The organism is Gordonia sp. (in: high G+C Gram-positive bacteria) (genome assembly GCF_052106715.1).
Taxonomy (GTDB): domain Bacteria; phylum Actinomycetota; class Actinomycetes; order Mycobacteriales; family Mycobacteriaceae; genus Gordonia.
In genome coordinates, this window is sequence record NZ_JBQEDL010000056.1 from 1 (window position 1) to 16,614 (window position 16,614).

The following is a 16,614-nucleotide window of genomic DNA, read 5'->3' on the forward strand; positions in this document are numbered from 1 at the left end:
GGCATTTCGGTCGAGATTCGACGGGCACGCACCGTAGTCATATGTTCACTGTGCCATCCGCGACCGCGACGATCCGCTCACACCCCGGAATCCCGGCGCGCCTCCGCCACACCGGGCTGGACCCGGCCTACCCTGACGGCCGTGACCACTTCTGGAGCCCCGACGGAGCCGGCCGAGTTCCGCGACGCCGTGCAATCGCTGCATGCGGCGACGGTGCGGCCGGAAATCGAAGTCGGTTCGATCCGTCCCCCACAGCGTCTCGCGCCCTATAGCTACGCGCTCGGCGTCGAAGTACGACCTCCGGACGTCTCGGACCCCAACCTGGTGCCTACCGACTCGGCGGGAAACGCGTTCGGCCGCCTCGTCTTGTTGTACGACCCGGACGGTCAGGACGCGTGGAACGGCACATACCGTCTCGTCGCGTTCATCCAAGCGGAGGTCGAGGCCGCGTTGGCGGCAGACCCGTTGCTGCCGCAGGTCGCGTGGAGTTGGCTCGCCGAAGCCCTCAGCGTGTCCGACGGCGACACCGAGTCCACCCCGCCGTTCGGCGCCGACCTGCCTGCGGTCCGCGCACTCGGCGGCACAGTGACCGCGACGACATCGGTGCGCTACGGCGACATCGCCGGCCCACCCCAGTCCCACCAGTTGGAACTCCGCGCGTCGTGGACAGCGACCGGAACCGACCTCTCGATCCATCTCGAAGCATTCTGCGACGTGCTGGCCTCGGTCGCGGGTCTGCCGCCCGCAGGCGTCGCCGCTCTCGGCTCGATCTGAGGCCTAGGTGACCGATTCCGACGCAGATCAGGCCGCCGAGATCCCCGTCGTTGCGCTGACGACTCCCCGGGACGGTGTGCCCCCGGTCGTGTCGACGCCGGACGAGTTCGCATCGGTCGCCGCCCGTCTGGCCGCTGGGACCGGGCCGATCGCCGTCGACACCGAGCGCGCGAGCGGATTCAAGTACTCACAGCGCGCCTACCTCGTCCAACTGCGCCGGACCGGATCCGGCAGCTTCCTCGTCGACCCCATCGACCATCCGGAGGCGCTGGCGCCGGTCATCGACGTGATGACCGGGCCGCAGTGGATCCTGCACGCAGCCGATCAGGACCTGCCCTGCCTGCGGGAACTCGGATTCGTCTGCGAGAACGTATTCGACACCGAGCTCGCCGGCCGCCTCCTCAACGTCCCGAAAGTCAATCTGGCGGCAATGGTCGCCGAGTTCCTGCACCTCGGACTCGCCAAGGGGCACGGTGCGGCCGATTGGTCACGCCGTCCGCTGCCCGACGACTGGTTGAATTACGCGGCGTTGGACGTCGAGGTCCTCGTCGAACTGCGCGACGCCGTCAACGCGGCTCTGCGCGACGCGGGACGCGAGGAGTGGGCGGCGCAGGAGTTCGCCGCCGTCCTGTCTCGACCCCAGCCCGAACCCAAGACCGAACGATGGCGACGTACGTCGGGCATCCATGATCTGAAGTCGACCAGGGCCCTGGCGATGGTCCGCGAACTCTGGACCACGCGCGAGGAGATCGCTCGTCGCCGTGACATCGCGCCCGGCCGAATTCTGCCGGACTCCGCGATCGTGAACGCCGCATCGGCCGCGCCCCGCACGACCGCCGACCTGACCGCGCTGCCCGTGTTCAGCGGTCCGCGTCAACGCAGGCAGGCGAGCATGTGGTTGGACGCCATCGAGCGCGCACGGACGTTGCCCGATGCCGATCTGCCGCCGAAGAAGGCTCCGCAGACCGGCGTCCCGCCGATCAATCGGTGGGAGCCCAAGCATCCGTTGCCTGCGGCGCGTGCCAAGGCGGTACGACCGGCTGTCAAGGGACTTGCCGAAACGGTCGGTCTGCCGACTGAGAATCTGTTGGCACCGTCGATCGTCCGTGACCTGTGTTGGTTCGGCGTCCACGAAGGGGTCGACGTCGCCGGGCGTCTCGCCGAGCTCGGTGCCCGTCCGTGGCAGGTGGAGATCGCAGCCGACGCCGTCGAGACCGCGTTGAGCACAGTCGACGATTGATCGTCGCCGTCGCCGACAGCATGGGCGGAGCCGCGTCTGGCGGTATTAGGTCAGATCTTTCACGATCGACTCGGCGAGGTCGGTGTCGGTCAACCCGAAGTCGACGAGGATCTCCTCGCGTGTCGAGTGGGCGACGAACTCCTGCGGGACGCCGCGCTGGCGAACCGGCGTCGACACCCCGGCGCCAGCGAGGGCACGCGCCACTGCCGCGCCGACGCCGCCTTGGACGCCGCCGTCCTCGATGGTGACCACCAACCGGTGATCGCGCGCCAGCACGGCGATCGATTCGGGGACCGGAAGCACCCACCGCGGATCGACGACGGTCGCTGTCACCGAGTGCGACGACAGGTTGGCCGCCACATCGAGTGCGAGCCGCGCGAACGCGCCGATCCCGACGATGAGCACATCGGCTCCACCTTCGCCGCCGTCCACGAGGACGTCCACCCCGTCCGACAGTCGCCTCAGTGCGGGAACCTCTTCGGGGACAGCGCCTTTCGAGTACCGCAGAGCCGTCGGGCCATCGGCGGCGTCGAGAGCTTCGGCGAGTTCTTCACGTACTCGGATCGCGTCACGCGGCGCGGCCACACGCATGCCGGGAACCAGTGACATCAGCGACAGATCCCACATGCCGTGATGGCTTGGCCCGTCCGGTCCGGTGATCCCGGAGCGGTCCAGGACGAGGGTCACCGGCAACTTCAACAGTGCTACGTCCATCAGCAACTGGTCGAATGCACGATTGAGGAACGTCGCATAGATCGCGATCACCGGGTGCATGCCGCCGAGCGCGAGGCCGGCAGCCGAGGTCATCGCGTGCTGCTCGGCGATGCCCACGTCGAACATGCGGTCTGGAAAACGTTCGCCGAACTGAACGAGGCCGGTCGGTCCGGGCATGGCCGCGGTGATCGCCACGACCTCCGGACGCCGTTCCCCCTCGTCGACGAGCGCGTCGGAGAACACCGACGTCCAGTCCTTCGCTGCGACGGACATCGCCTTGCCGGTGGCTGGGTCCATCTTGCTGGTGGAGTGCATCTGCTCGGCCTCGTCGGCCTCGGCGGGCGCGTACCCCATGCCTTTACGGGTAACGGTATGCACGATCACCGGGCCGCCGAAGGCCTTCGCACGGCGAAACGCCGCTTCGAGTGCGACGAGGTCGTGACCGTCGACGGGGCCAACGTATTTGAGCCCGAGGTCGGCGAACATCGCCTGCGGCGACACCAGGTCCTTCACTCCGCTCTTCATGCCGTGCAGGATCGCGTAGGCGGGATCTCCCACGAGCGGAAGCTTGCGAAGCCGGCGCCGGCCCGACGCGAGAAGGCGTTCGTAACCGGGCTGAAGTCGCAGCGCGGACAGATTCTTGGCCAGCCCGCCGATCGTCGGCGCGTACGACCGCCCGTTGTCGTTGACGACGATGACGACCGGACGGTCGCCGTCGGCGATGTTGTTGAGCGCTTCCCAGCACATGCCGCCGGTCAGAGCACCGTCGCCGACGACGGCGACGACGGTCCGGTCCTCATCGACCGCCGACAGGTGGCCCGGGGTCTTCGCCGCCAACTCGAAGGCTTTCGACAGGCCATCGGCGTTCGACAATGCCGCCGACGCGTGCGACGACTCGACCCAGTCGTGTGGGCTCTCAGTGCGGTCCTGGTAGCCGGTGAGGCCGTCGCGCTGTCGGAGAGTGTCGAAGCGGTCCTTGCGACCGGTGACGATCTTGTGGACATAGCACTGGTGGCCGGTGTCGAACAGGATCGGATCGACCGGCGAGGAGAAGACACGGTGGAGCGCGAGCGTCAGTTCGACGACGCCGAGGTTGGGTCCGAGGTGTCCACCGGTGGCCGCGACCTTCTCGATGAGGAATCCGCGGATCTCGGATGCGAGCTGCTCGAGTTCGGCCTGCGAGCACGCCCGCACATCAGCCGGTGAATCCACTCGATCCAGCACTCCCATGTGCGGTCCCTCCTCAAAAAATGATGATCGCGACCAGTCTACGGATTCCGTGCCCGGCTACCGCGTCAGCACTGCCATGGCTTCGACGTGGTGGGTCATCGGGAATGCCTCGAATCCTCGCCATTCACGGACACGGTAGCCCTGAACAGCAAATCTGCCGAGGTCGCGAGCGAACGACGCCGCATCACAGCCGACGTGCACGACGGCGGTCGGCGACGCTGCGACGATCGCGTCGACGACGTCGGCCCCGGCTCCCGAGCGCGGTGGATCGGAGACCACGACGTCGGGGTGTTCGAGGTCGGCGACTGTGGTGGCGACCGGGCCGCGGTGAGTCAGTACCGGCTCGTCCGCCAGGGTGCGTTCGGCTGCGGCGAGTGCGCTCGGATCGGTGTCGACGATGTCGCTGCCGGACACCGTGAAGCCGCGGCCCGCGCCGCACAGGGCCGCGGTGAATACGCCCGCTCCCCCGTACAGGTCCCACAGGTGCACGTCGCCGCTGACCCCGACCGCGTCGAGCAGGTCGGCGGCCGCAGCCGAGTAGACGGCCGGCGCGTTGCGGTGCGCCTGCCAGAAGCCGGTCACCGGGATCGACCAGGTCCGATCACCGACCGCGTAGTCGACATGTCCGTCGCCTTCGATGGCGCGGACCGCGCGCGGCGCAGTGCGCGCGGACCGAGCGCGTTGAGCACGACCTCGCCTGTCCCGTCCTCTACCCCGCTTGTGAGCTCGGGTCGGCGCCGCGAGTTCGGCGATGTGACGACGTCCGTCCGACCCGACGGCGAGTACGAGTTCGGTGCCGGGAGCGCCGCCGAGGGCGGCGACGCCGTCGAGGAGTCCTGGTACCGGCGCCGCGCATGGCACCGTCACCAGGTCTGCGGACTTTCGGCCGCGAAGACCGACGGTGCCGTCTGCGCCGACGGCGAGCCGCGTCCGTACACGCCATCCGGCGGGCCGATCGCCGAGCGCCTCGACGCCCGGCGACCTCGGAGCGTCCGGACCGAGTCGTCCGATGCGGGTTAGCACGTCGTGCAGGGCGTTCGCCCCGAGTTCCCGGGCGTACGGAGCGTCGACGAACGACAGGTCGCAGCAGCCCGCTCCGGCGGCGGCCGCCGGGCATTGAGGATCGATGCGGTGCTCGTTGGCGTCGACGACCTCGACGATCGCCGCTCGCGCGTACGAGGCGTGGTTGTCATCGACGATCCGTGCGCGCACCCGCTCGCCGGGCAGCGCTCCGGTCACGAAGACCACCCGCCCGTCATGACGGGCGACGCCGGCTCCGCCGTTGGCGTAACCGGTCACGTCGAGGTCGAGGTCGGGCATCTACTGGTCCTCCGACGTGAAGCCGCGACGCACGTCGCCCGGCGCGACGTACTGGGACTGCATCCGCCTGCCGCGGTTCTCCGACGATGTCAGCTGCCATGGCACCGACGTCACCATCACGCCGGGCTCGAACAGGAGCCGCGTCTTGAGGCGCAGCGCGGACTGGTTGTGCAGGATCTGCTCCCACCAGTGACCGACCACGTACTCGGGAATGAACACGGTGACGACGTCGCGCGGCGACTCCCTGCGCAGTCGGCGCACGTACGTGATGATCGGGCGGGTGATCTCGCGGTAAGGCGACGCCACCACCTTCAGCGGCATGCCGATGTCGCTATCCTCCCATTCGGCGACCAGTCTGCGGGTGTTGCGGTCGTCGACGTTGACGGTCACGGCCTCCAACACGTCGGGGCGGGTGGCGCGCGCGTATCGCAGTGCTCGTCGGGTCGGCAGGTGAAGCGACGACACCAGGACGATCGAGTGGGTCCGGCTCGGCAGGACTTCGTCGCCGCCCTCGTCGGCGTACTCGAGTTCACGCTCGACGGACGAGTAGTGCCGGTGGATGAGCTTCATCACCACGAACAGCAACAGCATCGCGAGGATCGCCATCCACGCGCCGGCCGTGAACTTGGTGATGAGGACGATCACCAAGACGACTCCGGTCATGACCATTCCGACGGCGTTGATGAGCCGGGACCGGATCATCCGGGCACGAGCGTCGGGGTCGGTCTCGGTCTTGAGGTGCCGTGTCCAGTGCCGCACCATCCCGGTCTGGCTGAGCGTGAACGAGACGAACACGCCGACGATGTACAGCTGGATCAACGACGTGACCTCGGCGCCGAATGCGACGACGAAGCCGATGGCGACCAGCGCGAGGAAGACGATGCCGTTGGAGAAGGCCAGACGGTCGCCTCGGGTATGCAGCTGGCGCGGCAGATAGCGGTCTTGAGCGAGCACCGAGCCGAGGACCGGAAACCCGTTGAACGCCGTGTTCGCGGCGAGCATCAAGATGAGCGCCGTGACCGTCGCGATCAGGTAGAACCCCGGCGGGAATCCGTGGAAGACCGCTTCGGCGATCTGCGCGATGATCGACTTCTGCTGGTAACCGTCGGGCGCCCCGGCCAGATCCTTCGCCGGGTCGAGAACGTACTTGGCCCCGATCTCCTGGGCCAGGAGCACGATGCCGAGCAGCAGGATGATCGAGAATCCGCCGAGCATCAGCAGCGTCGACGCCGCGTTACGCGACTTCGGCTTCCGGAATGCGGGCACGCCGTTGCTGATGGCTTCGACACCGGTGAGAGCGGCGCAACCAGAGGAGAACGAGCGGGCGATCAGGAACACCATGGCGATGCCGACGAGACTGTCGTTCTCCGCGACGATGCCATAGGCACTGGTCTCGGCCTCGACGCTGTCACCGAGAACGAATATCTGCACGAAGCCCCAGACGAGCATGACGGCGACGCCGACGATGAACGCGTACGTCGGGATCGCCAGAACCGCACCGGACTCCTTGATGCCGCGCAGGTTGACTGCTGCGATCAACGCGATCGCGAGCACGCAGAACCACACCTTGTGCTCATGGACGAACGGGATGGCCGAGCCGATGTTCTCGGCGGCCGACGTGATCGACACCGCCACCGTGAGGACGTAATCGACGAGCAGCGCCGCGGCGACCGTCAGGCCTGCGTTCGGCCCCAGGTTGACGGTTGCGACCTCGTAGTCGCCGCCGCCGGACGGATACGCGTGGACGTTCTGCCGATAGCTCGCTACGACCACCACCATCACGACGGCGACGGCGAGGGCGACCCAGGGAGCGAAAGCGAAAGCGCTGATCCCGGCCACCGACAGGACCAGGAAGATCTCCTGCGGCGCGTATGCGACAGACGACATCGCGTCCGAGGCGAACACCGGGAGCGCGATTCGCTTGGGCAGCAACGTGTGACCGAGGCGGTCGCTGCGGAATGGTCGGCCGAGCAGTAGGCGCTTCGCGCCGACCGACACCTTCGTCATCGTGGACACGGAGCAACAGTAGGCCGTCCGGCGACGGCATACCACCAGGGTGCGTTTTGCCGCGTCGGGAAGTATCGTCTCCCATCGTGCGTGTGATCATCATGGGCTGCGGCCGCGTCGGATCGTCCCTGGCCATGGCCATGTCCGACCGGGGGCACGATGTCGTCGTCATCGACCGTAACGCCGACGCCTTCCGCCGCTTGGGCGACGACTTTGCCGGACGTACGGTCACCGGCGTCGGATTCGACCGAGAAGTCCTCACCGAGGCGGGCATCGACTCCTGTGACTCGTTCGCCGCGGTCTCCTCGGGTGACAACTCGAACATCATCTCCGCGCGCGTGGCACGCGAGACGTTCGGCGTGGACCGAGTCGTGGCCCGCATCTACGACGCCAAGCGGGCCGCAGTGTTCGAACGACTCGGCATCCCGACCGTCGCGACCGTCCCGTGGACCACCGAACGCTTCGTCGCCGCTCTCGGCGAGACATCGACCACGCCCGTATGGCACGACCCCTCGGGTTCGCTGGTGATGGCCGTCATCGGCGTACACGAGTCGTGGATCGGCGTAGACGTGAATCGGTTCCAGGAGCGCACCGGCGCCCGGATCTCGTTCATCCACCGTCTCGGCAGGCCGATCCTTCCGGAGCAGCGAACAGTCATCCAGCAGGACGACGAACTGTACGTCGCGACCCTGTCCGCGAACGTCGACAACGCGCGTGCCGTCGCGGCCGCCGAATTCCAGGAGTGAGGTCGTCGTGAAAGTCGCAATCGCCGGAGCCGGAGCCGTCGGCCGGGCCATCGCCCGGGAACTCCTGCTCAACGAGCATGTCGTCACGCTGATCGAACGGGACCCCGACCACATCGACGTCGAGGCGGTCCCCGGCGCGACGTGGTTGCATGCCGACGCCTGCGAACTCGACGACCTCGAACGCGCACGCCTGCAGACCTTCGACGTGATGGTCGCCGCCACCGGCGACGACAAGGCCAACCTGGTGGTCAGCCTGCTCGCGACCACCGAGTTCGCCGTGAACAGGGTGGTCGCCCGCGTGAATGATCCACGCAACGAATGGCTGTTCAACGACGACTGGGGTGTCGACGTCGCGGTATCGACCCCGCGGATGCTGGCCTCCCTCGTCGAGGAGGCCGTCTCCGTCGGCGACCTGGTGCGACTCATGACGTTCCGTCAGGGACAGGCCAACCTCGTCGAACTCACGCTCCCCGACGACACCCCGCTCGCGGGCAAGGCGGTCCGCCGCCTGCAGTTGCCTCGCGACGCCGCGCTGGTCGCGATCATTCGCGGACGGCGCGTGATCGTGCCCGAGGCCGACGACCCCCTCGAAGGCGGCGACGAACTCGTGTTCGTCGCACCCGAGGAAGTCGAGCAGGAGCTGCAGCGAGCCATGAAACTTCCCGTCTAGCTACTGTGTACCCATAGTTCGAGGTACCCATAGTTCGAGAGTATTTGGAGGCCCCCGGTGACCGCGACATTCGCACTCGTTCTTGCGCTCACGTTCATCTGGCTCGGCATGGTCACGGCGATCTCGTTCATCGAGGCGCCGCTGAAGTTCCAGGCACCCGGTGTCACCATTCCGCTCGGCCTCGGCATCGGACGACTCGTGTTCCGTGCGCTGAACACGGTCGAAGCGGTGTGGGCGATCGCGATCGTCGTCGCGGTTATCGTCGGAGACGGTTGGTCGGGCTCCGCACTCACCGCGGTCTGTGTCGTTGTCGCAGCCCTGATCATTCAGATCGCCGCGATCCGACCGGCGCTGTCCCGACGGGCCGACGCGGTCCTCGCGTCCCCGGACGATCTCCCGCCCGAGCGCAGTCACGCCCACCTCTGGTACGTGGGGTTCGAGCTGATCAAGGTCGTCGGGCTGGTCGCGCTCGGAACGAGCCTCGTCCTCGCTTGAACGTCGGCGGCCTATTCGTCGACGGCGTGGAGTTCGTATTCGGGGTTGTAGACGACCTTCATGCCGTCAGCGTTGGCGACGCGGCCGCGGACGGTGATGCGGCGGCCCGGTTCGATCCCCGGGATCCGGTTGCGGCCCATCCATTTGAGGAGGACGGTGTCCGTCCCGTCGAAGAACTCTGCTCGTACGCCGGAATTCGTGTTGCGGGAACACGTTTCGACGGCGCGGAGCTCGCCGATCATCACGGCCTCGTCACCTCGGCTGCAGTCGCGGGCGCACTGCGCGCCGGTCGCACGTTCGGCGTTCGCCGCCGCCGACTCGCGCTGTACTCGCTCGTCTTCGACGTTCTCGAGGTCTTCGGTGAGCATCTTGCCCAACCGCTTAAGAAGACCTGTGTTCGCCATCCCCAACCTCCGGGCACCGCATCAGTGGCTTGCCAATAGTGGCTCGCTAGTAGTGACTCGCTTGCGTCCCTCACCCTACGCCCCGTGCACCATGGTCGTATGACCACCGTGATCGTGATGCCTGGCACAGGTTCGGACGCCGACTACGCGGCGCGGGTGTTCGGCCCTGTTGCACGGGCAGCGGGCGCTCTCATCGAATGCCTCGAACCCCGAGCAGACCTCGTAGAGAGCTACCTGACCAGGATCGATGCGATCGCCGAGCGGGGCGATCGAGTGATTGTCGGAGGTGTATCCATCGGAGCGGCGATCGCCGTCCGCTGGGCGTGCGATGCGGCGCGTGCCGCCCAGTGTGACGGAGTGCTCGCCGCCCTGCCTCCATGGTCGGGTCCGCCGGGCGACTGCCTGGCCGCGCTGTCGGCTCGGATCACTGCCGACAGCCTCGAGCACGAAGGTCTGGAGGCAACCGTCGAGGCCATGGTCTCGACGAGCCCCGCATGGCTTGGCTCCGAACTCTCACGATCGTGGCGAGCCCTGCACCCGCGGGGGCTCGTCGCTCAACTGCGGGCGGCGTCGACATTCGTCGGGCCGACGCTCGTCGACGTCGCCGGACTCACCGCGCCGCTGGGAGTGGCCGTCGCCCCTGACGATCCCCTGCACGACGCCGACGTGGGTCGCTCGTGGGCGCAGGCCGCGCCTCGGGCCGCCGTCGCCGAGGCGCCGTTGCGCGAGTTCGGTCCGGCCGAACACCTTCTCGGCGACGCCTGCTGGGCGGCGTTGGCCGCCGCCCGAGAAGGCAGTTAGCGGCTGCGCCGCCGATTACGCAGCCGAGACAACGCCGATCCCTGAGACGGCGCGGGCGGTGCCTCCGACTCGTCGGCGTCGCGGTCATCGACTGCGGGGTCGCTGAAAGCGGGGTTTCCGTCGACAGATACCCCTTCATCGAGAGCCGGAGCGGCGGCCGGCACCGCATCCGGATCGTCGTCGAGCGCATCGGGCGCCTCACTGAACACCGTCGCGCTGGCGCTCTGCGCCACCGCACCACGCGGGTGCACGTCCTCCGGGCCGTCCTCTGTCGGTATCGGTGAGGAGGTCCGCGAGGCCGACGGCGAGTCGGTCAACGGCTGAGAAGTCGGCTCACTGGCCTCCTCTGCGGCACGCTCGCGCTGCGCGGCCGCGACCTGCTCAGCAAGGACCGGTGGGAGAACGATCGGTAGAACGTCGCGCGGCGGGTACGGCTGGTCGCCTCGCCGGACGACTGTCTCGGCGAGCACGGCGCGGGCCAACTGCCCGAGCTGTTCATCGGATTCCTCCGGGCCACTCGCCACACACCGCACCATCCACCGATTACCGTCCACACCGATGAAGCGGTGAACGCCACCGGTGACGCGAGCGACGACCTCGCGCCCCCAGTGACCGTCCTCGATGGAGGTGCTCGCGCCGTCGGACCGCAGGGACTCCGCGAGTTCGCGGACCACTTCGCGCCACAGGCCACCGCTGCGCGGCGCCGCGAAGGCGTGGATGCCGATCCGCCCGACCGGCGTCACGAGGTAGACGGCCTCCGGAGTGTGGTCGGCCGACATCTCGACGGTCACCTGTCCGCCTTCGACCACGGGCATGAGTACCGACCCCAGGTCGAGGTGTGAATTCGCCAGGTCTTCCGGGGAATTCACGAGATCGTCGATGTCGTACGGGCCGCCCGCCTCGCCGATCTGGTTCGTCTCACTCATCGCTGTGCCTTCCCGTCCGAGAGAATCGCGTGGCCGCCACTTGAGCCGTATCCGCCTGCGCCACGTTCGGTGTCATCGAGTTCATCGACTTCGAGCACATCGGGCAACTCGACACGCTGGACGAGCAGTTGGGCGATCCGGTCGCCACGGCCGATGGTGATCGACGTGTCGGGGTCGTGGTTGATCAAGCAGACCTTGATCTCGCCGCGGTATCCGGCGTCGATGGTTCCCGGAGTGTTCACGATCGACAGGCCGGCCCGAGCGGCGAGACCCGAACGCGGATGGATCAGCCCGACGGTGCCGACCGGCAAGGCCACCGCGATGCCGGTTCCGACGAGTTGTCGTCGGCCTGGCGCGAGTTCGAGGTCGGTCGCCGCGAACAGATCGATGCCTGCATCGTCCGGGTGGGCGCGTGCGGGCAGCGGGAGACTCGGGTCGAGTCGTTTGATCCGCAGCGGCGGATAGGTGTCAGACGGGTTGTCCGGGGAGGTCTGCGTGGTCACCCCCGCAGAGTACTAGCCGACCCTCCGACTAACCTTGACCGTGTGACCGAATCTCCCAAGACCGGCTCCGCACGCGGAAATCGATACACCGAACACCTCACCACGCCGTGGTGGTGGTGGCTCGCTGGCGCGGCGGTGACCGCGTTGCTCGGCTACGAGATCCAACTCGCCGGTTACGACCAGGCCTGGACGTGGGCGGCGTACCCGGTCCTCGCCGTCCTGCTCGGCTGGGGTATCTGGTCGATGGGACGCACGGAGGTCTCCGTCGACGCCGACGGCGCGCTGCGCGCACACAAGGCTGTGCTCCCGCGCGAGGTGATCGCCCGTGGTGCGGCGATCGCGCCGTCAGCCAAGAGCGCGGCGATGGGTCGCCAGTTGGATCCGGCTGCGTTCTTGATGCACCGAGCCTGGATCAAGTCGATGGTCCTGGTGGTCCTCGACGACCCCGACGATCCGACCCCCTACTGGCTCGTCTCCACCCGCCATCCGGACAAGGTGCTCGAAGCTCTGAAGATGAAGGACGCCGCACAGGGCTGATCCCCGTACGGCGTCATCGTTGGAGCGAGCGCGTCCCGCTCTGCCCCTAGTGCGCGTCGTGTCTCATGCGCAGTCGACGCAGATCAGTTCGTTTCCGTGCTGCTCGGCCAACCGGTTGCGGTGGTAGACGAGGAAGCAGCTGGTGCACGTGAACTCGTCGTCCTGCTTGGGGACGACTCGCACGGAGAGTTCCTCGCCGGAGAGGTCTGCACCCGGCAGTTCGAACGACTCGGCGGTGTCGCCTTCGTCGACATCGACGTCACCGGACTGCGCCTCATTGCGGCGCGCCTTCAGTTCTTCGAGCGAATCCTCGGCGAGATCGTCGTCGTTGGTCCGTCGCGGCGCGTCGTAGTCAGTTGCCATTGTGTGCCTGCCTGAGTCTTATGTCGTATTGCTGATGTCCGGGTCGTTCATCGCTGAACTCACCTGGTTTATTCCCGGTAGGCCAATCCTGCTGGGGCGACGCACTTGTGGCCCGTCACACCATCTCAGAGTCCCATTCGTTATGACCTTGGGCGCCCGTACTTTAGGTGATGGACCATCCTGTGTCAACAGCGCCAGTACCATCGTCTTCCGCGGGCCCGGCAGATCGCCGGAAAGTGCGTCGCGGGAAGCCCTGGCCGGATCCCACGGACGTCAATCCGGCGCGCCACCACGGCCGGACGCGTGTCGCGCGATTACAGTGGTGCCGATCTCCCCTCACGGAAGAAGGTGCTCAGCGACGTGGTCTCGAAAATCGCCACCGGTTACACGACCGATGCGAAGGGGCGACCGTTTCTCCGTCGCAATCTGCGCCCAGGACTGGTCGTCATCACTATCTTCGCGATCGCAGCCGTCGCCGGCTGGATCTTCGTGTTCACCGGCGACGAGCCCGAGTCCTATCCGACCGACTGCAACATCGCCGATTCGGCCAAGCTGACCCCAGTCAGCAACAGCGACATGCTGAGCGTCGGCCCTGCACCCCTCTCGACGTTCAGCGTGCGAGTGCTGAACGCGGCAGCCGAACGCGGCTCCGCCCAATCGGTGAGCGATGACCTGACGTCGCTCGGCTACCGCGCAGCCCAACCCGCGTACGGCGACGACACCCTCTACACCGACCGCGACCTACACTGCGTCGCCCAGATTCGATTCGGGCAGGACGGCCAGGCCGCAGCAGCGGCCGCGTGGTTGATCGCACCCTGCGCACAACTCGTCAACGACGGCCGCAAGGGTCCCGACGTCGACATCGCGCTCGGCGAGTACTACACGACGACACAGCCGAGCCAGGACGCCCAGGCCGCCATCGAGGCGCTCCGCGTGGCCGCTCCGAAGCAGAAGCAGTCGCCGGTCGATGCATCCTTGCTCGACGCCGTACACGGCCAGCCCTGCTGACACCCACGAGTCTGCTCACCGAGCGGTCGGCCCGTCCCGCGCGCATCACTCCGCGAGCGGGCCGACGGCCCCGATCTCCTCGAGAACGGACAGGAAGTCGGCGGCTATCCCGGGAGCCGCGGCGATCGTGGCGTCGCCGTCGCTCGATCGTGAATCGGCAGGCGGCAGCACCACGTGGGCGCCGGCTTCCGCCGCGATGAGGCCGCCCGCAGCCCAGTCCCACGGGCTCAGTCCGTGCTCGATGTGTGCGTCGACCGCTCCGGAAGCGACCATGCACAGATCCAGCGCGCCTGCACCGATACGACGCAGGTCACGCACCCGCGGAAGCAGCTGGGCCATGAGAACACCCTGCTGAGCCCGTCGGCTGGCGTTGTACGCGAACCCGGTCGCGACCAGGGCCAGGCCGATGTCATCGATCGGGTTGGCGCGCAAGCGAATCGGCTCGCCGTGCGGTGCCGGTTCGCTACCTGCACACGCATACGATCCGCCACCGGTCCACGCCCAGTAGGTCGTCTCCCGCGCGACGTCGACGACCGCGCCCGCGACCGACCGCCCAGCGATCTGCGCGGCGACGGAGACCGCGTACGCCGGGATGCCGTACAGGAAGTTGACGGTGCCGTCGATCGGATCGACGACCCACCGGACACCGTCGGGAACGGCGACGCTGCCGCCTTCCTCCTCGCCGAGGATCGCGTCGCCGGGACGCTCCTCTTGCAGGAGTCGTCGGACCAGTGCTTCGGTCTCGGTGTCCGCGACGGTCACCGGGTCGGTCGGTGTCGACTTGGCGCTCACCGACGTATCGTGCGATCGGGTGCCCGACGGCGCGAACAATTCGGATCGGCGGACTCGGACATGACGGGCCGCTGTCTCCGCGACGCGGCGGGCGACGACGGCGAGTTCCTCTGCACGATCTGGGGCGCGGTCGGTAGAACTGGTCACGCAGACGAGTCTACGGTGGGCCGTCTGTACCCTACAGTTGCCGATCAGAGGAGACTGTGTCCGAACCGACAGGAGTCGCCGGTCACGCCGGCGTTCCAGGTCCCCCGATAGTCCGCTCTCACGAAAGTGAATTCACCGATGACCGACGCATCGTCCGGCGCAGCACTCGGGCGCGTTTCCTACCTCGGAGCCGACAGCACGCACGACCCGTCACCACACCTCGGGTTCGGGATCGACATCGGCGGGTCGGGGGTCAAGGGCGCGATGGTCGACCTGCGCACCGGATCGTTCGTCGGCGACCGTCTCCGGCGCGACACTCCGCAGCCGGCGACTCCCGACGCAGTGGCCCGGACATGCCGGGAGATCACCGACCACTTCGGCTGGGCCGGCCCCGTCGGCATCACCGTGCCGGGCGTGGTGCGCGACGGCGTCGTGCGGTCAGCGGCCAACATCGACCCCTCGTGGAAGGGCGCCGGCATCCAGAACCTGTTCGGCAGACACCTCGGCGGACGCAACGTTGCCGGACTCAACGATGCCGATGCCGCGGGACTCGCCGAAGTCCGGTTCGGCGGCGAGCGCGGATTGAACGACGGCACGGTGATCCTCCTGACATTCGGAACCGGCATCGGATCGGCGCTCTTCCATGACGGCGTACTCGTCCCGAACACCGAGTTCGGCCACCTCGAAGTCGGCGGGCGGATCGCCGAGGCGCGGGCGTCGGCAAAGGTCCGCGCAGACCGCGGCTGGTCGTATCGCAAGTGGTCAGGAAAGGTCTCCCGGGTCCTCGCCCACTACGAACAGATCTTCTCGCCGAGCCTGTTCGTCGTCGGCGGCGGCATCAGCCGGAAGGCCGACGTCTGGATCCCGATGCTGACCGTCGACACGCCGGTCATCGCGGCGAATCTGCGCAACACAGCGGGCATAGTAGGCGCTGCGATGGCCGTTGACGAGGGTCTGCGCATGTGAGCTTCGCAGCGACGAGAGTTACAATGGAACACATCGGTCCCGCACCGAAGCCTCTAGCCCCTTCGCCCACGGCATCACGTCCTGTTTCAGGATGCGCGTAGCCGTGCCGCACGTGAGAACAGTCGAAAGGTTGTACGTGGCAACCACACAGTCACCCGACGCATCCGTCGAAGCAGCAGGCGAGACCGCCCCCGCAGCTGACTCCGCCCCCGCCAAGAAGGCCCCCGCCAAGAAGACGGCAGCGAAGAAAGCTCCTGCCAAGAAGGCGGCGGCGAAGAAAGCTCCCGCCAAGAAGGCGGCAGCGAAGAAGGCGCCTGCCAAGAAGGCAGCCGCCAAGCCGGTCCCGTCGTCCGGAGTCGACGACGCCGACCTCGAGAAGGCGACCGCAGACCTCGACGACGTCGACGACGCCGACATCGACCTCGCCGACGAAGAGCTGGTGGTCGACGGCGAAAAGCCAGCCAAGGGCAAAGGCAAGGCCAAAGCCAAGACGAAGACCGACGAGGAAGCCAAGTCGGGTGACTTCGTGTGGGACGAAGAGGAGTCCGAAGCACTCCGCCAGGCGCGCAAGGACGCTGAGCTCACCGCCTCGGCCGACTCGGTTCGCGCCTACCTCAAGCAGATCGGCAAGGTCGCCCTTCTCAACGCCGAGGAGGAGGTCGAACTCGCCAAGCGCATCGAGGCCGGTCTGTTCTCGACGGAGCGGATGCGGCGCATCATGGAGTCCGGGGAGAAGCTCACCGTCGCTCAGCGCCGTGACCTGTCGTGGATCTCGCGTGACGGAAACCGCGCCAAGAACCATCTACTCGAAGCGAACCTCCGACTCGTCGTCTCGCTCGCCAAGCGCTACACCGGACGCGGAATGGCGTTCCTGGATCTCATCCAGGAGGGCAACCTCGGCCTGATCCGTGCGGTCGAGAAGTTCGACTACACCAAGGGCTACAAGTTCTCCACGTACGCCACCTGGTGGA

General features: G+C 67.4%; 18 protein-coding genes. 10 read left to right on the top strand and 8 right to left on the bottom strand.

The genetic code is table 11. The annotated features are described in order from the left end of the window. Positions 1–141 precede the first annotated feature (141 nt). Both ACTIMF_RS18070 and ACTIMF_RS18075 read left to right on the top strand, forming a co-directional pair. Entirely contained in the window at positions 142–774 is a 633-nt protein-coding gene (locus tag ACTIMF_RS18070; protein WP_442351666.1) for a DUF3000 domain-containing protein, read from the top strand. A 7-nt stretch (positions 775–781) separates the two neighbouring features. After that, positions 782–2,014, top strand: coding sequence for a ribonuclease D (locus ACTIMF_RS18075; RefSeq protein ID WP_442351667.1), 1,233 nt, complete (start codon positions 782–784; stop codon positions 2,012–2,014). A gap of 45 nt (positions 2,015–2,059) precedes the next feature. Here ACTIMF_RS18075 and dxs read toward each other — a convergent pair whose 3' ends face one another. Genes dxs through ACTIMF_RS18090 form a run of 3 tightly spaced genes read right to left on the bottom strand, consistent with a single transcriptional unit; the run spans position 2,060 to position 7,294 of the window. Beyond that, on the bottom strand, positions 2,060–3,958 hold the full coding sequence (gene dxs / locus ACTIMF_RS18080; RefSeq protein ID WP_442351668.1) for a 1-deoxy-D-xylulose-5-phosphate synthase: 1,899 nt from the start codon (positions 3,956–3,958) through the stop codon (positions 2,060–2,062). Positions 3,959–4,015: 57 nt separating this feature from the next. Continuing rightward, a complete protein-coding gene (locus ACTIMF_RS18085; RefSeq protein ID WP_442351669.1) occupies positions 4,016–5,278 on the bottom strand; it encodes a class I SAM-dependent RNA methyltransferase in 1,263 nt (420 codons plus the stop codon). Then, positions 5,279–7,294: an APC family permease gene (locus ACTIMF_RS18090; protein ID WP_442351670.1), complete on the bottom strand. Its 2,016-nt coding sequence runs from the start codon at positions 7,292–7,294 to the stop codon at positions 5,279–5,281. Between the two features lie 77 nt (positions 7,295–7,371). Here ACTIMF_RS18090 and ACTIMF_RS18095 point away from each other — a divergent pair, with 77 nt between their 5' ends. The 3 genes from ACTIMF_RS18095 to ACTIMF_RS18105 are packed head-to-tail and all read left to right on the top strand — an operon-like array spanning position 7,372 to position 9,196. After that, positions 7,372–8,031: a potassium channel family protein gene (locus ACTIMF_RS18095; RefSeq protein ID WP_442351671.1), complete on the top strand. Its 660-nt coding sequence runs from the start codon at positions 7,372–7,374 to the stop codon at positions 8,029–8,031. A 7-nt stretch (positions 8,032–8,038) separates the two neighbouring features. Then, positions 8,039–8,701, top strand: a complete 663-nt coding sequence (locus tag ACTIMF_RS18100; RefSeq protein WP_442351672.1) for a potassium channel family protein — start codon at positions 8,039–8,041, stop codon at positions 8,699–8,701. Positions 8,702–8,758: 57 nt separating this feature from the next. Continuing rightward, on the top strand, positions 8,759–9,196 hold the full coding sequence (locus ACTIMF_RS18105) for a hypothetical protein (protein WP_442351673.1): 438 nt from the start codon (positions 8,759–8,761) through the stop codon (positions 9,194–9,196). 11 nt (positions 9,197–9,207) lie between these two features. On the opposite strand, the gene ACTIMF_RS18110 is transcribed toward ACTIMF_RS18105, so the two are convergent. Next, positions 9,208–9,600 carry an OB-fold nucleic acid binding domain-containing protein gene (locus ACTIMF_RS18110; protein ID WP_442351674.1) on the bottom strand — a complete coding sequence of 131 codons (393 nt, stop codon included), beginning with the start codon at positions 9,598–9,600 and terminating at the stop codon, positions 9,208–9,210. 99 nt (positions 9,601–9,699) lie between these two features. On the opposite strand from ACTIMF_RS18110, the gene ACTIMF_RS18115 reads away from it, so the two are divergent. Then, complete coding sequence (locus ACTIMF_RS18115; protein WP_442351675.1) at positions 9,700–10,401, top strand: alpha/beta hydrolase; 702 nt, start codon at positions 9,700–9,702, stop codon at positions 10,399–10,401. Here the strand turns inward: ACTIMF_RS18115 and ACTIMF_RS18120 are convergent. Together ACTIMF_RS18120 and dut are read right to left on the bottom strand one after the other, a co-directional pair. Beyond that, positions 10,398–11,327, bottom strand: a complete 930-nt coding sequence (locus ACTIMF_RS18120; RefSeq protein ID WP_442351676.1) for a DUF3710 domain-containing protein — start codon at positions 11,325–11,327, stop codon at positions 10,398–10,400. The two genes, ACTIMF_RS18115 and ACTIMF_RS18120, sit on opposite strands and share 4 nt — an antisense overlap. Further along, on the bottom strand, positions 11,324–11,830 hold the full coding sequence (gene dut, locus ACTIMF_RS18125; protein ID WP_442351677.1) for a dUTP diphosphatase: 507 nt from the start codon (positions 11,828–11,830) through the stop codon (positions 11,324–11,326). Before dut ends, ACTIMF_RS18120 begins: the two co-directional genes overlap by 4 nt. 42 nt (positions 11,831–11,872) lie before the next feature. On the opposite strand from dut, the gene ACTIMF_RS18130 reads away from it, so the two are divergent. Beyond that, entirely contained in the window at positions 11,873–12,367 is a 495-nt protein-coding gene (locus tag ACTIMF_RS18130; RefSeq protein ID WP_442351678.1) for a DUF3093 domain-containing protein, read from the top strand. 63 nt (positions 12,368–12,430) lie between these two features. Here the strand turns inward: ACTIMF_RS18130 and ACTIMF_RS18135 are convergent, their stop codons facing one another. After that, positions 12,431–12,730, bottom strand: a complete 300-nt coding sequence (locus tag ACTIMF_RS18135; RefSeq protein WP_236997319.1) for a DUF4193 domain-containing protein — start codon at positions 12,728–12,730, stop codon at positions 12,431–12,433. Between the two features lie 360 nt (positions 12,731–13,090). Here ACTIMF_RS18135 and cei point away from each other — a divergent pair, with 360 nt between their 5' ends. Next, on the top strand, positions 13,091–13,738 hold the full coding sequence (gene cei / locus ACTIMF_RS18140) for an envelope integrity protein Cei (protein WP_442351679.1): 648 nt from the start codon (positions 13,091–13,093) through the stop codon (positions 13,736–13,738). Positions 13,739–13,783: 45 nt separating this feature from the next. Here the strand turns inward: cei and ACTIMF_RS18145 are convergent, their stop codons facing one another. After that, positions 13,784–14,677, bottom strand: coding sequence for an inositol monophosphatase family protein (locus ACTIMF_RS18145; protein ID WP_442351680.1), 894 nt, complete (start codon positions 14,675–14,677; stop codon positions 13,784–13,786). A 138-nt stretch (positions 14,678–14,815) separates the two neighbouring features. Between ACTIMF_RS18145 and ppgK the strand changes: the two genes are divergently transcribed. Both ppgK and ACTIMF_RS18155 read left to right on the top strand, forming a co-directional pair. Further along, positions 14,816–15,643: a polyphosphate--glucose phosphotransferase gene (gene ppgK / locus ACTIMF_RS18150; RefSeq protein WP_442351681.1), complete on the top strand. Its 828-nt coding sequence runs from the start codon at positions 14,816–14,818 to the stop codon at positions 15,641–15,643. 136 nt (positions 15,644–15,779) lie between these two features. After that, positions 15,780–16,614 (top strand): sigma-70 family RNA polymerase sigma factor (locus ACTIMF_RS18155; RefSeq protein WP_442351682.1); only part of this gene is annotated, 835 nt, incomplete at its 3' end.